The 13,572-nt window shown below is 47.4% G+C and carries 14 protein-coding genes; all 14 read right to left on the reverse strand.

What is annotated here, in order from left to right:
* Window position 1 precedes the first annotated feature (1 nt).
* Window positions 2–1,000, reverse strand: a complete 999-nt coding sequence (locus H5647_RS03170) for a phage late control D family protein (protein ID WP_045856249.1) — start codon at window positions 998–1,000, stop codon at window positions 2–4.
* Window positions 1,001–1,013: 13 nt separating this feature from the next.
* Entirely contained in the window at window positions 1,014–1,334 is a 321-nt protein-coding gene (locus tag H5647_RS03175) for a tail protein X (RefSeq protein ID WP_045856250.1), read from the reverse strand.
* A 2-nt stretch (window positions 1,335–1,336) separates the two neighbouring features.
* On the reverse strand, window positions 1,337–1,771 hold the full coding sequence (locus H5647_RS03180; protein WP_052691840.1) for a phage tail protein: 435 nt from the start codon (window positions 1,769–1,771) through the stop codon (window positions 1,337–1,339).
* A 38-nt stretch (window positions 1,772–1,809) separates the two neighbouring features.
* Complete coding sequence (locus tag H5647_RS03185) at window positions 1,810–3,855, reverse strand: phage tail-collar fiber domain-containing protein (protein ID WP_052691841.1); 2,046 nt, start codon at window positions 3,853–3,855, stop codon at window positions 1,810–1,812.
* A gap of 33 nt (window positions 3,856–3,888) precedes the next feature.
* Window positions 3,889–4,830: a phage tail protein I gene (locus H5647_RS03190; RefSeq protein ID WP_052691842.1), complete on the reverse strand. Its 942-nt coding sequence runs from the start codon at window positions 4,828–4,830 to the stop codon at window positions 3,889–3,891.
* Window positions 4,831–4,899: 69 nt separating this feature from the next.
* On the reverse strand, window positions 4,900–5,877 hold the full coding sequence (locus H5647_RS03195) for a baseplate J/gp47 family protein (RefSeq protein ID WP_052691843.1): 978 nt from the start codon (window positions 5,875–5,877) through the stop codon (window positions 4,900–4,902).
* 10 nt (window positions 5,878–5,887) lie between these two features.
* The gene (locus H5647_RS03200) at window positions 5,888–7,174 is read right to left on the reverse strand and encodes a baseplate J/gp47 family protein (protein WP_045856252.1); all 1,287 of its coding nucleotides are present in this window, start codon (window positions 7,172–7,174) and stop codon (window positions 5,888–5,890) included.
* 19 nt (window positions 7,175–7,193) lie between these two features.
* Complete coding sequence (locus H5647_RS03205; RefSeq protein ID WP_045856253.1) at window positions 7,194–9,188, reverse strand: hypothetical protein; 1,995 nt, start codon at window positions 9,186–9,188, stop codon at window positions 7,194–7,196.
* 149 nt (window positions 9,189–9,337) lie between these two features.
* Entirely contained in the window at window positions 9,338–9,583 is a 246-nt protein-coding gene (locus H5647_RS03210) for a phage tail assembly protein (protein ID WP_045856255.1), read from the reverse strand.
* Between the two features lie 175 nt (window positions 9,584–9,758).
* Window positions 9,759–10,259, reverse strand: coding sequence for a phage major tail tube protein (locus H5647_RS03215; RefSeq protein ID WP_045856256.1), 501 nt, complete (start codon window positions 10,257–10,259; stop codon window positions 9,759–9,761).
* A complete protein-coding gene (locus H5647_RS03220) occupies window positions 10,256–11,404 on the reverse strand; it encodes a phage tail sheath C-terminal domain-containing protein (protein ID WP_045856258.1) in 1,149 nt (382 codons plus the stop codon). Before H5647_RS03220 ends, H5647_RS03215 begins: the two co-directional genes overlap by 4 nt.
* Before the next feature lie 50 nt (window positions 11,405–11,454).
* Entirely contained in the window at window positions 11,455–11,850 is a 396-nt protein-coding gene (locus H5647_RS03225; protein WP_045856260.1) for a GPW/gp25 family protein, read from the reverse strand.
* On the reverse strand, window positions 11,851–12,702 hold the full coding sequence (locus tag H5647_RS03230) for a phage baseplate assembly protein V (protein ID WP_045856261.1): 852 nt from the start codon (window positions 12,700–12,702) through the stop codon (window positions 11,851–11,853).
* Entirely contained in the window at window positions 12,702–13,328 is a 627-nt protein-coding gene (locus H5647_RS03235; RefSeq protein ID WP_045856262.1) for a hypothetical protein, read from the reverse strand. The genes H5647_RS03230 and H5647_RS03235 overlap by 1 nt, the downstream gene beginning before the upstream one ends.
* Between the last annotated feature and the right edge of the window lie 244 nt (window positions 13,329–13,572).

The raw sequence follows: 13,572 nt of genomic DNA on the forward strand, positions 1-13,572 counted from the left end.
CTTATTCTCGGTATAGCGAAACAGTGCACTGATAACCGCTACCACTCAACGTGTGTGTGGCCGATTTAATAATCCATAAACCATCAACTTCACTGCGAATTTTAACTAGCATGACAGAGCCCCCGGCAACAATTCCAGGATCACCGACCACCGTTAAATCTAAGGTTGAAGCATCTCTTTTCTTACGATTATGTTGTGCTTTGGCAGCAGCTTTTGCTTCGGCTTCGCTTGTGAATAAATGTGGCATTCGGTAAATGGGTTCGGCATCGGCGGTGCCTTCAATCACTTGTTCTTGTGCTGCGGTTACGCGGTTATGCCAAATGGCCACTACAGAGCCGTATTCTGTTCTATCTGAGAGTTGGCAGTTCCAACTGATAACATTATCCGGCGTGATAGGGGTAGGGAGTAGCGGTAAACCCGACGCAGATAGACTTTCTCCTTTCACGAGGAACAACAAATTATTACTGGCCGGTTTTGCCAAAGCGTCGTACTTTTTAGCCAAACGTGTAATAAAACTGAGGTCGGTTTCATTCACCTGGTTTTCTATAGCAATGGCTACTGTCTTAAGTGAAGCACTTATTTTTGCCGTAAGAGAATTATCTGTAGCGATTTCACCAATGATATCGCCAATGGTGGTGTCTGCCCATGTACGTGTTTTTTCGGACAATAGCAATTTGGGAACGGCGGTAATATTAATCGAGCCGCCGCCACCGGAGCCATTACAGGTAATTTGATCAACATGGAAAATACCCATATCGGCTTTATGTAAATCGTAGCCCAGCGATACCTGTATTTCTTTTCCGGTGTCGGGTAATTGGATACGACCAAAGGTTAACGTTTGGCAGTCATCCACGGAAAGTGTGAATTGATCACTTTGTTCGCCGTCATTTAATACCACGCTAAGCGACAATAAACGCGTGCGCAATTCGTGGGTCGCCGAAGCGCCACCAATGGTTAGGCTGTAACCGGGTGGTGATTGTTTATATAAATACGCTAGCATGGGTTAAACCTTTTTAATCCCATAACTGAACCACGTCTTGCTGTTCTACGCTGGCCTCTAATTCTGGTAGTGTGACATCAACACCAGCGGGTAAGCGGCTACCGTAATCAACCAGTCGTGGATTTGCATCGAGAACTTGTTCAACAATACCGCGTAGGTCGGTACTACTAAATTGGCTCAACATTTCCACCTCTTCGTCTATGCCACCGTTGGCCGCCACTAAATGCGGCTCTATTTGGCGGGTGGCTTCGCTTAGGCGTGCGTGTTGGCCATAATGCCTCCAACAAATCCAGTCGAGCATATCGCCATCTTTGGTTGAGTATACGGTTGCCATAATTAAAAACCTGGAAGAAAATCTTGTTGAAAACGTTTTAGCGTTAACGTGAAATCAATTTTTCTGGCTGCACCATTATCGAAAAATTCACTTTTCGTTTCATTGATACTTTCAATTATCCAACGGCCCATCACTAGGCCATTCCCACTAATCAGTGGTAGCGCAATTCCCACACCCGCCGATAGGCGCATAATAATAAGCTGCAAAGGGCCACCATTAAAATGCGGGTAAATGGAACCATTGATGGTCAGGCTATCTTCGCCGGGGCCGATATATTGACGAGTGGGGCCACCCAACCCTAAATACTTTAAGACCGGATGCCCAAGCGCCGATTGCGTTGCCCACGAGTATTGAGTGGTACGTTGTAGTTGTTGATAGGCCGCCTGATCGATCGAAAAACGAATGGGGCCTAGCAACATCATAAAGGGCGCTGGCATAGCGGTGTCCTGTTAGGCAAATCTAAAGAAAAAACCGGTTACGCAACCGGTGTCATGAGGTTATGGGTTCCCATTTCTCGCAAATAGATACTATGGCCGGAGTTCACCATATCGACTTCTACTTTTAGGTAGGAAAACCCCTGGGGTATTTCAGACGCAGGAATACGTGCAGCCAAATAGCGGTTATACAATTTACTGTTCCAATGTCGTGCAAACGGGTTATCGTACGTTGCACTAAAGCGTTCAATGGGCTTACCATTCACTTTAATGCCATCATGCATGCCGCCATTCCAATCGTTATTATGCTCAATAAGGTACAGCAATTTATCTTGTCCATCGCCCATACACGGCACCATAACGGTTCTTACAGCCGCAGGTTCCAACTGAGCCAAAATATCACCTTTCCATTTATGGGTATTCCACTTAATAGCCTCACCACCATTTAGCTTCCAGTGTAAGGTGACTGCTGAAACGGCACTGTGATTCCACGGATTTTGACTAAACGCCAAACCGGAAACCCAGAAACTATTGTTTGTCTGAGGTTTAACCACCAAGCCTAGCTCGCCGTCACGAGGAACGGATATGGGTACCCATTGATGCGCTAGCGCGGCGTTATCGCCACCAATCCAGCGCCCGTCGGCTAAAGAACCGTCCGGCGAGTAACAATTGGTCTGGCGGTAACCACCAGTCCACAAACCGAGGCTTTCCTTTTTTCCGTCCAAATAATAGGCTTTAAACGCTGTCCAGCGCTCACCTAGTACGCGTAGCCAAACGGTATCGTACCCTTTAGGAATGGTAACCTTACCGCCATTCCCATCTTTTTCTGTGTCCGCACCAAACTTAATAATCGGTTTGCCATGCCAGGGTTTTGCTGCCGTGTAGCCTGTATTATCGAACGTGGGTTTACCCATTTTGGTAATGGCTTTTTTCTTCACTGCATCAAATATATTCTGATACACCAACGGGTTATCAGGATACATGCGATGATGATTTGGGTTGTATACTGGCTGGGTATTGATGAACTGTTCAGCTTTTATGTGGCCTTTAACCGTAACATTCCCTGACGGGTGAAACGTAGTCGTCGCTGTAGCCGTACCTTTTTTGGCGCCGGGCGATAGCACGATTTTGCCATACTCACGAAGCTCTAGAATATCTTCTGAGCGGCGGAAGAGGATTCGATGGTTATTATCCGAACTGCGAATTTGGCCGTTGTCTGCAAAAAATATTTCTTTTTTCCCGCCTTCACCTTCTTGTATGGCGAGACCATCCGCTCTTGATTTGGCATTACCGACCGTCAATGAAATATTAGCGGTTACATTATCGAGATTGAGTGGTTCTGCCGCTTGGGCTTTTTTGAAATCTTTAAACGCCGTGGTCAAGGTGCTAGGCGTAACGGCTTTGTTCGCAACAATACCCGCTTTAACTTCATTTTTATTGGCTACTTGTGTTGCGGTCAACTCGCTCTTACCAAGATTATCACCAAAAGCTGCGAGTGCTGATTTCATCGTTGCAGGTGAAACGGCTTTATCATCGGCCTTGCCCGCGGTAACTTCTGCTTTAGTGGCAATTTGTAATAACCCGGCCGATTGCTGCGTTGCTTCTGGCAGGTGTAAGTAGGAGTCTTTATCGAATTTTAGCTCGCCTTCGACAATGTCCGGTAGCACAAGATCGAACGCCAGTAATAGCTCGGTCGCGGGGTCTTTCGATAACAAAGGATTTTCGCCCGGCTCGGTAGCATATACCGCAAATAAAACCGCATCGCCAATATCTTGGCCATCTTTACCTACGCCTTGTAGAAAAAAACCAATTTCATGAATATTGTATTCAGACGCATCTTTATCTTCTGGATTACCAATAACAGCCGTTATGTGCAGGCGCGCATGATCCTGAATGACCACACTCGATACCGCGACACGCTGAACTTCGTGCACAAGCACTTTCATGTCGGGCTCTGGCTTATATCCGTCGCCATTTGCATCACCCAGCGCAACTTGGCTAAAGCGATAATTATCTGCATTGGCGAAGCCAGAAATGAGTGCTTCTCGTCCTTCGTCGGTAATAATCGGAACCAATTGATCAGCCATTATTGTTCTCCATTTCGTTTATTCTGGTGTGCCCTATTCGGGCTTAAAGTGGAATTTTTTTGTACGCAGGTTTCGAACACTGGCCTGCAAGGTTAATTTTTGTTTGAAGTTTAAAGTCGGAATTGCCTTCATAGAAAAACGACGCCTTTCAACCGCGCGACTACGCACACCCATTGGCATTACCGTAGTGAACTTTAAAACGGCTTTAGGGGATACCGTAAAACGGCCGTAGCGATTACTGCGAGCACGAACACCCAGTGGTACTGTCGTTTTCAATTTCAGTGATACTTGCGGCGCAACTTGGAAACGATGATAGTGTTTAACGCGCAATCCAGTTTTTAACGCGGGTAATTCTGCGTCTAATTTGGCACCACCAATACTTAACTTGTAACGCGTGCTTAAAGGTTTTACCGCATCAATGGCTTGCCGAAGCTGCCGGTAAAGCTCGCCACCTAATATTCCACGCCCGCCCAGTACACCACCGCCAATCAGTAACTGCACATCGAACGTTAACGGATCGGTTGAAAACTGCTGGCCCTGTTCGGCATTATTAATGGTTTCCCACCACTCCCTTACATTGAAGGAACTATTGTACCGTTCAAGGCCCTCTAAACTCGTTAGTGCTTTCTGGTCAACACGGGCTTCAGCTAACGCGAGCACCATACGAATAACATCGTTAACCGATCGTTTGGTGCCTCTAATTTTGTGCATCTGTGCAGTGTTAGCAACCATTGCACGCTTAAATTCTACCGGCCAACTGTCATCCCACTGATCGACCACTAGCCCCCATGCAAGCCACGGCAAAAATTCTTCTGGGCAGGTCTCCGGGCTCCACAGTTGACGTAGTGGTACGTCTATGTGTTCCAACGGTTGCGTAAGCGCCGCTAATTTTTTTTCTAACGTCGTTGCATTCGGCGGCAGTAAATGCTCGTCCACTGTTGGTATCGGCGGTGCGTACTTAATGGCTTCACTCATACCACAATCCCTTTATTTTCCACACAGCGAAATAAACGTTTGCAATAAATGAGTACTCTAACATTACGACTATTCATCAGTTTTCACTGCCATATCGACTTGGGTTTGAAAATATTGGGGTGTCCGCAAGGTCAACTGAATATTGGTTTGTCCTTCTATTAATAGCGCGTTGGCTTCTTCGATAATAAAATCACCTTCTTCGGACGCTATGCCAGCGTTATACCCTACGCTATCCAGCGGTACGGCAATATCATTAGCCGGCTCCACGAGCAGCGCCTGCTCAACGCCAGCCTGATACAGTTCAGCTAATATTTCATCACGTACAATGTTCTTGCCCAGCCGATGATTACGTTTCGCTAGCGCATCAACCGCTGCTACGACTTTGGCTAAGCATGCCGGTTTATCAGTGCCGGTGGAAAATTCTAGTTTTATATTTAGGCGGTAGGGAATAATATTGGCCCACCGCACGTCAACGTCATCAGTAATGGAAGCGACCTCTTCAATCGCACCTCGAACGGTTTCAAGTAAATCAGTTTGATCGGTTAACCCATCGCCGCGACCATAACGGTTGAGTATAAAGATACTTACGTTTTGACTTCCTTCTAACCAATCGCGGCTAAATACTGAGACATCTTTTACATCCGCACTCGCCGACATGGCAAAGAACCGGTAACTACCTTCACACCCACTGTGATTAAGCGCTTGTACACTGTAGCGGGCTCGCGAACGTAATCGATCATCCGATTCCATTACTGCAGGAATAGGTGGGTTTTCTTTTTCATCAGCAGGGGTAATGATTTGTCGCTGAACGCCCAATAAGGCGACCGCTTGATCCAAGCTCGCACCTTCTGCGGTAGCCAACATAACGGATTCCGTTAAACGATTTAAATCACCCGAAACGCTGTCTAGGCGTGACTGTATCGTTTGCGCTATTGCGTTAGTCCACGCGGTTTCCTTATGAGAGGATGACGTGTCGGCACGTGCTTTTTTCTCACGTAATTGTGGTAGCTGAAGTTTTGACAAACCTGCTGATAATGACGCTCTCACACTAACTTCCTTATGGCCCGTTCATTTCAGTTGATGGAATGTTAATGGCATATCCCGCACGCTGATCATCTTCTTGTGCGCCAGCATCGCCGCTCACTGTTCCCATTTCGCCGTTTTCATTAACGGTAAACACTACAAAGGTTTTGGCCGTTTGCGGTACGGTTTCGTTAACCAACCGAACACGTCGCTCACCACCTACCGGTAACGACTGAATCGCACTCACACCCGGTAATTTTTCACCGTCTTCGTCACCCCAATACAAGGTGTAGTAGGTGAGACGTATCTCATGCTGAGGTGGCTCTATTACCAATTCACAACTCATTAGCTGTCGTTTTCGTTGAATTTTTTCGATCCGTATACCTTTAATTTTTTCGCTAGGCACATCGGAATGTAATTGAATATGCACATTATCGGGGTGGCACCAAGGTGCTTGATTAGAGCCGGACGCCACATCGGATAACGCACGGTGCTCTTTTAACGGTTGGAGAATAATGTAATCAACCCCAGGCTGGTGCAGCGCAGACAAAACCGCGTTGTGGTAAATATTTTGGCCAAACCGATATTTTTCTTCAATAAACGCGAGTACGGCATTTTTTGCCGCGGCAATGGCTTCAACAGAACCAAGCCTATCTCGAAAGCCCAACGTCGCTTTGACTTGATAGGGCACCACACGCGCATCGTTAATCACAACCTTTTGGCCAATCGGCCGAATGGCGTCGTCTTGCAGTGTTTTGGTGACACGTTCAAAAGCCAGTTCTTTCGCTGAGCCCGTGACATGAGGTTGATAAAGTAAGCTCACATCAACCTGGCCCTTTCTTGTGCTCACCACGTGGACTTCACGTAGCGTTTCGTTATCGCCAGCCGCTTGATGCGCGAGCGTGATGTAGGCACGCCGTGAACCTGCAGTATGGATATTCTGATACTCATTAATTACGGCCTCTCGACATTTATCGTCGAACGCATGTTCATATGCACGCTCGGGTATAATTAATTCCGCTAGGCGACGTAAATCTTCGTTACGCGCTGTAGCTAAGTAGCACGCTTTAAGCGCTTCGTTCATACGCTGGCGTGTTAGAAACTCACGGTATGCCAGTACTTCTAAAATTTTAAGTATCGAATCGCTTTCGGGCAATAATTCAAGGTTCACGGAGCGCAACGTTTTGTTGTCATTAAGGATGTTCTGCAAGCTCTGTTTTATCTCAGACAATATTGCTTCGTAGTCCAATGGCGGCACTGCTTTTTCTACTTCAGCCGCCAAAGGTAATAATTCGTGTTTCTGTAATTGCCCTGTAATCATTTTTTTAGTGCTCCTTCGATTAGCTGTCACTTAAAAATGAGAGAGGCCGTAAATTTGGGCCTTTGCTCACAGGGGTTTGTGTTTGGCTTGTCGTTACCAAACTGTTAATCGACTTGAGTAATGCGGTCATGTCGTTATGACTTCTGTTTTCAAGCGCACGTAGGTGCTGGGCAATATCTTTTAACGCGGTAATCTGTCTTTCGTCGTTCACCGATGTCGTATTTTTGTGGTGTTCGACATCCGCCAGCTCGCGCAGTGCGCTATTAACGGTTGATCGACCGACATTCGCTTGTTTTGATAACAGTGACGAAGAACGAGTACTGCTTTCGTTCGCGCGCATTAGCGATTTACCCACTAGGGATTCGTGTAACCACCGTTTAAATGATGTGGGCGCAGTCGTTTGTTCTTCGCGTTCACGTATTGCTTCGCTCTCCAATACAAATGCGTTAACGGCCGTATCGGCACCCGGTGCTTGCGCGTGGGCAGAGTGCAATACCGGTTTTTTAATGCTCGCTAATCGTTGCAGTACATTAAAACGTGGTCGCCGATCGCTGCGGCTCTGCGGTATTGTTGGCTCAAATGAAGTAGATGTTGGCCGGTATGTTTGAGGGGCTCTGGTCACGCCGCTATTAAATAACCCATTATCAAGTAATGCATTACTCAGCAGGGCACTTTTAAAGTGGGCACTCTCACCGATAACACTATCAGCTAAGGCACGTTCAAATACCTTCTCTGTAACGTCGTCAAAAACAGGGGCCATTTGCCCATTACGTTGCAGCGCCTCTGATGCAAAATAACTTTCCTGCGCCGTGTTTTTAGCCCCGTCACCCAATAGGCCGGCGCCCACCAACAAGTCTTTAGCGATGCGTTCAAATTCAGCTGAACGGTTTACTCTTTGTGATGCTGACGCAAGCGTGCTGCCCGTGGCATTTTGGGGCTCGATGTGAAAATATTCGTCTAGAGTATCTACGGTTACCGCTACAGTGTTCGCCTGCAGTGCCACACCAAATGTTTGTTTTTTTAACGCCGTTAATAATGATGCTTTAAATGTAGGAGCGTTGGCGCCGGTGGCTAAAAATGCCAGCGCGTGTACCACCTCTTGTCGATTAATAGCCGGTATATTAACGGTATTTTTACTTTCGATTGCAGTGTCGCTTCGGCGACCGGTGTTTTTTTGCGTGACCAATGCCTGGAGCGTTTTACGCGCGAAAGCTTGATTAGCGAGTTGCGATTGTTCACTTAAATCAGTATTTCGGTGCAACTCGCCTTGCTCGTCAATGTGCATAGTTGCCGCTAAATACTGCCGAATACCGTTTATTAACCCGTCACGCCCTACACCACTTTGCAATAACGTTGCCATTACCATGGTTAACAGGGGATGGCTTTCGCCCGCTTGCTCTATGCTGACATCAGCAAGTTGCGTGTCGAGTACACGGGTTAACCATTGCGTATCGGCTGTTATTTTTAATGTACTGAGCTGTTTGTAGGCTACCGAGTGATCATTAAGGGGAGGCGTGGCGTTAGTGCTTTCAGCGGTGGCAAGGTTGTGTTGCCATTGCCGGTAAAACGTTGCCTGCGCGCGAACATTTAGTGCGGCTTGCAGTAGCGGCTGCGCGGTAATTTTTTTGTTGTCGGGCGCAATAAAACGACCCACTATTGAAGAGCGCTCTTGTTGAAGCACGTGAGTGTGTTGATCATTACAATACAGTTTCGTTCGGCCCGGGCCTATGGGCATCAACATGTGTAAATAACGGTCTAGATTTAGCACGGCCAAATGATGGCTAAAAACACTAAAATACGGCAGTGCAAGTGGGTGTCCGAAGGTAAGAGCGCCAAGGCCTCGACGGGTAAGGCTCACCGTGCTGGCCTTTAACGGTATCGCTTTGTTTTGTAAAACATTCGCGTACTTAGCTCGCGGTTTTAACGTCCATAACCGTTGTATGCGGCAACGCGCGGTTGTCTGTTTCCACAGATCACCTCGTCGCTGTTGTTGTGTATTTGCCGCTGCTTGCATTCTCTATGCCTGTGTTTGACGCTTGTGTACGTCTCGGCTTATTTCAAGCCATTCAATAAGTTCTTGTTCATCTAGCTGCAGTAGGTCGTTTAAACCCCAACCACTATTCTTCCCCAAGATATAAATCGCTTGTCTAAGGGTGGCGGGGTCTAGGATAAAAAACTTGCTAGGGTATCCTGAATTTTTAGGTAGTCGGCCATGTCGAGCTTTTCAATGTCGCTGGGCGCAACTTCGCAGAGATTAGCGATAAAACGAATCTCTTTGTCGGCATCGTCACCGCTCATTTTTTCAACTGCCAGCCGGTCACCTACGCGCGGACGGCGCATCTCTAAGGTGTTCACATCGCGGCCATCAATATTGATTGGAAAATTCAAATCAATTGCAGTGGTGTTCATGGTTACTCCTCTCGGTCATATAAACTCGACGGCGCTAACCGCCGAGGTATAATCTCAGTTACAACGCGCCTTAACTTAATCGCATTGCAACGGGTTTTTACTTTAATCGTGTAAAACCACTGCTACGTAAGCTCGCGTAAAGACTGCGGGCCTACGTTAATGGCAGAGACCTACATTACATGCCGAGCGCGCTGCGCATGGCTTCCATTTGATCAACACCGTTAATTTTGCGCACCATGTTTTCGGCATCAACTTCGATAAGCTCTTGACCATCTATTTCTAAACGGTAGTAGCGTGCCGCAATGGAAACTTTTAACGGCGCTTTTTCACCGGCTTTCCAGCCGCCGAAATCGAGATCACGCCAAGCACCAGTAATACTAACAACAACCGGCGCAACGCCTTCTTCGCCGTCTAAACCACCGCGAAGGGTTAACGGAACCTGTGCGCCTTCTCGAATGCCAAACATTTTAATAATTTCGGTATCGTATTCGGAGATGGTGATATCGCACTCGAGCTTATTCATTCCCATTTCTAATTCAATCGGTACATCCATTCCACCGGCTTTGAATTCTTCGGTTTTCAAACTCAATTTCGGTAACGTCACCTCATCTACACGACCAGCGTACCCGCGGCCATCAACGAATAGGTTAAAGTTTTTAAGAACCTTAGGGATCATGCGAATATCTCCTGTATGTAATCGTTAACCAAGCTACTACGGAATGTGATGTGCTCAGCAGGGTAGGGCGCGGTAAAGTCAAAATCGAACGTTACCTTTCCATTAACAACTTGGTCCCACGTGTTTATTTCAGGATCAGCCCAACATTTTCCATTAATAATTGCACCGATTTTTTTCAAATGACGTAGGTAAGCGTTAACGCCTTCGGTTACATCTTCAACGTAGGTTTTGGTGATATTGCGATCCACGGCCCACATGTGAGAGCGCTGTAGTGCGTCATTAATAAGGTCGGCGGTACGGCGTACACTGATAAATGCCCACTTGGTATCGGCGGCACAACTACGGTTACCCCAAAGCCGGTAGCCGTTGGCATGAATGATGGTGGCTACCTTACCTTCGTTTAGTAAGTTCGCCGTAGCATTAACATCACCTAACGCAAAGTCGACAGGTCGGCTGGTACCAACGATGCCTGCAATATTGCGGTTGGATGGGCTCCACCAAAAACCGCGCTCGGAATCAGATTTAGCAAAGACACCGGCAACACGTGCAGAAGCTGGCTCTAGTCGAATTTTCTTCGCTCCCGCGGATACTTTAACTTTGGGGTCGATCATGTAAGCGCGGGCGTTCGCCATGGTAGATGCTGCCGTAATAGCCGTTTTATTGTCGGTGTCTGGCCCATCAATAATGGTGACACCACGTAAGCGTTCGGCCACCGATTTTAAGCGATCACTCACTAGCGTGCGGTCACTAAAACTTGGCGCAATTAAAATGCGTGGCGTTTTATGTACACTACTTTCTGCACCGAGTAACGCATCGATGCCGGCTTGTAGATCTTTTTCTTTTACACCATCGGCCGTAGATTTAACTTTGACCACAACAATTTGTGCACCCGTTTGGTCGAGAATCCCATTAAGCGCGAACGGTATTGAGTTCGCGTCGTCTATTTCGGTCGCCTCTACATCTACGGCCCCAAATAAACGCACCGCTTCTTTTCGAGAGCCCGCAATTAATACCGGCTCACCTTCTACGGCTTCGCCTGCTTTTGCTGTTCCCACGAGGCCGATAACCGACGTATCACCACCGGCAACGGGTCGCGGCCCTAAGTCTAACTCTTGTATTTCTACACCATGTAAAAAACCAGCCATACCATGCTCCTTTAGAATGAATCGCTTTTTGCGACAGGCTCGCGCCTCAATCAGCTATTTAAAACATCACTTAAAATCGTGTACTGCCCTTCTGGTAACACCACGCCTTCAATATGAATTTGGACATGCCCAGCGGCGGCGCTTTGTTGCTGCGTGCGCGTTGCCGTGGACGGTAATTCCACCGATACACGGCTTAATTGCAGCCGTGGTTCTAATTTCGATAACGACATAGATACTGCCACCTGAATATCGGCAACAAGTTCTGCATTCATGGGGCGATCTAACAGGTTCATTAAATTGGAGCCGTAGTCTCGCCGCATCACCCGAGTGCCGATGGGTGTGGTAAGAATGTCGCGAACGGATTGACGAATATGCTCTATTCCGGAAAGGGGCTCCCCGGTATTCGCATCCATCCCGATTAGTTGAGTTGTTGTTTGAGTGCTCATCTATTTAACATCCGCGCCACCGCTGCTAATTTCCATAGTTGTACCGGCTTTCAGCGTAATTTTGCCGCCAGTCGCATCAATTTCTGTACTGTCGTCAACATTAAATTTGGCAGACTTTACGGAAAATCCCTCCGCAGCGTCTATCTCGAGTTTTTTGCTGGTCAATTTAATCGTGTCTTCATTGAGTTCGATAAAGTTTTCGCCAAGCGTTAGTTTTATGCCTTTTTCGTTACTAAGTTCTACCGTTAACTTGGGCTCTCCAGCCTCTAACTGAATAACAACGCCCCCTTTTTTCTCTTTAAGAGTAATGCCTACAACTACGCCGGGATCTTCTTCTGCTTTTTCTCGAACAGCGAGATCTAGGGCATGTAGATCGCGGTCGTAACTAATAGCGGTGCCGTCTTTGTAATTCACCTGATGTACATGGGCTTTGTCCTCAGCGGGAACGGCGTTCGGTGCGGCTGGAGCTGCCGAAAAATCATTTGCTTCAGGAAACGACAGCCATTTTCCACGCGGCAACACACCTACAATAACGCCCAATGCCAAATTACCGGAGGGCGCCATCACGACCACTTGCTCATCGATTTCGGGTTGCCACCAATGTGCGTCATAGCCCGAGCGCGCAACGGTCCACTGCATCCAGTTACGTGTGAACGTACCTTTTTTTTCACCGCCAATGTGCACTAGTACAGCCGGATATTCTGTCGGTGGCTTTGGATCAGTATCTTCGGGTTCGACAATACGACCAAATTGCACACTGCTGCTAAGCATCTGTTCTTGCTGAGCGATGCTGTCACTTAACGCGACCGCTCTATCAGCGGAATCGTCTGCTGCACTTTCCTCGTCTGGCATTAAGTGGCTCCGCTTTCACTGGGTGTTACATCAACAGGTTCTAAATCTTGATCGTGCTTTGCAACCAGTTCGTCGGGGGGATAAGGTGACTCTTCACTCGGAAGTTCACCTACTCTCAAAACCTGCTCCCAACTCACCGCCCAGAGGGCCAAGTGGCTAACGGGATCTTCGCCTCCGTATAAATCGGCGGCACGCGATAATGCTGAAACGCTCGTGCGCCAACTGGTGACATCGGGCTTAAACCCTTTGGAAAGACCATGTAAGTCGGACGACTCAACATCATTCGCTGGAAAAGCATTCGATTTATTCCAACGCCGATAAGGCACGTAGCACAACAGTCCGTGCACTAGATCTTGGGCAATTTTTTCACGTTCAATACTGTCGGGGTTAACTACAAGAACATAGGCCAGTAGAAACACTTTGATATCTTTTTGGCCATTTTCAATAATTTTGAGTTCGCCGGTGCCAACGGTCGATATGAAGATGGCTGGCGTGTTCGCATGAATGGCGGCGAGATCTGTTGTTTCGATATGCCCTGCCAAGGGTTTGCAGTCACGTAGTGTATCGCCGAATTGCAATGCAATATCGGAGGCAATGCCCTCAATAAAGTCAGCTATTTCAGACATTCAATCTCTCCCTTCTTCGCCCTACACTGCGTCCGGCAATTAGCCATTGACGATAAGGCTGGCGATGCAAAATGTCGGGCCAGTGTAGGGAATTCCGAAGGGTACAACCATTACGCTTTATTACACCAAGTGAACACTAAATAGACTTATTTGCCTGCCCAGCGCAATGTATACATTTGTTCCGTGCGTTATTAGTCATAGTGGGAATAATCACAGGTATAGATAAAGCTAAATAAATGCATTT

Source organism: Teredinibacter purpureus (genome assembly GCF_014217335.1).
GTDB classification, from domain to species: domain Bacteria; phylum Pseudomonadota; class Gammaproteobacteria; order Pseudomonadales; family Cellvibrionaceae; genus Teredinibacter; species Teredinibacter purpureus.

Bases quoted from the DNA above. Each gene is read 5' to 3' on its own strand.
- H5647_RS03170 (WP_045856249.1), bottom strand. From the start codon at position 1,000: ATGCTAGCGTATTTATATAAACAATCACCACCCGGTTACAGCCTAACC.
- H5647_RS03175 (WP_045856250.1), bottom strand. From the start codon at position 1,334: ATGGCAACCGTATACTCAACCAAAGATGGCGATATGCTCGACTGGATT.
- H5647_RS03180 (WP_052691840.1), bottom strand. From the start codon at position 1,771: ATGCCAGCGCCCTTTATGATGTTGCTAGGCCCCATTCGTTTTTCGATC.
- H5647_RS03185 (WP_052691841.1), bottom strand. From the start codon at position 3,855: ATGGCTGATCAATTGGTTCCGATTATTACCGACGAAGGACGAGAAGCA.
- H5647_RS03190 (WP_052691842.1), bottom strand. From the start codon at position 4,830: ATGAGTGAAGCCATTAAGTACGCACCGCCGATACCAACAGTGGACGAG.
- H5647_RS03200 (WP_045856252.1), bottom strand. From the start codon at position 7,174: ATGATTACAGGGCAATTACAGAAACACGAATTATTACCTTTGGCGGCT.
- H5647_RS03205 (WP_045856253.1), bottom strand. From the start codon at position 9,188: ATGCAAGCAGCGGCAAATACACAACAACAGCGACGAGGTGATCTGTGG.
- H5647_RS03210 (WP_045856255.1), bottom strand. From the start codon at position 9,583: ATGAACACCACTGCAATTGATTTGAATTTTCCAATCAATATTGATGGC.
- H5647_RS03215 (WP_045856256.1), bottom strand. From the start codon at position 10,259: ATGATCCCTAAGGTTCTTAAAAACTTTAACCTATTCGTTGATGGCCGC.
- H5647_RS03220 (WP_045856258.1), bottom strand. From the start codon at position 11,404: ATGGCTGGTTTTTTACATGGTGTAGAAATACAAGAGTTAGACTTAGGG.
- H5647_RS03225 (WP_045856260.1), bottom strand. From the start codon at position 11,850: ATGAGCACTCAAACAACAACTCAACTAATCGGGATGGATGCGAATACC.
- H5647_RS03230 (WP_045856261.1), bottom strand. From the start codon at position 12,702: ATGCCAGACGAGGAAAGTGCAGCAGACGATTCCGCTGATAGAGCGGTC.
- H5647_RS03235 (WP_045856262.1), bottom strand. From the start codon at position 13,328: ATGTCTGAAATAGCTGACTTTATTGAGGGCATTGCCTCCGATATTGCA.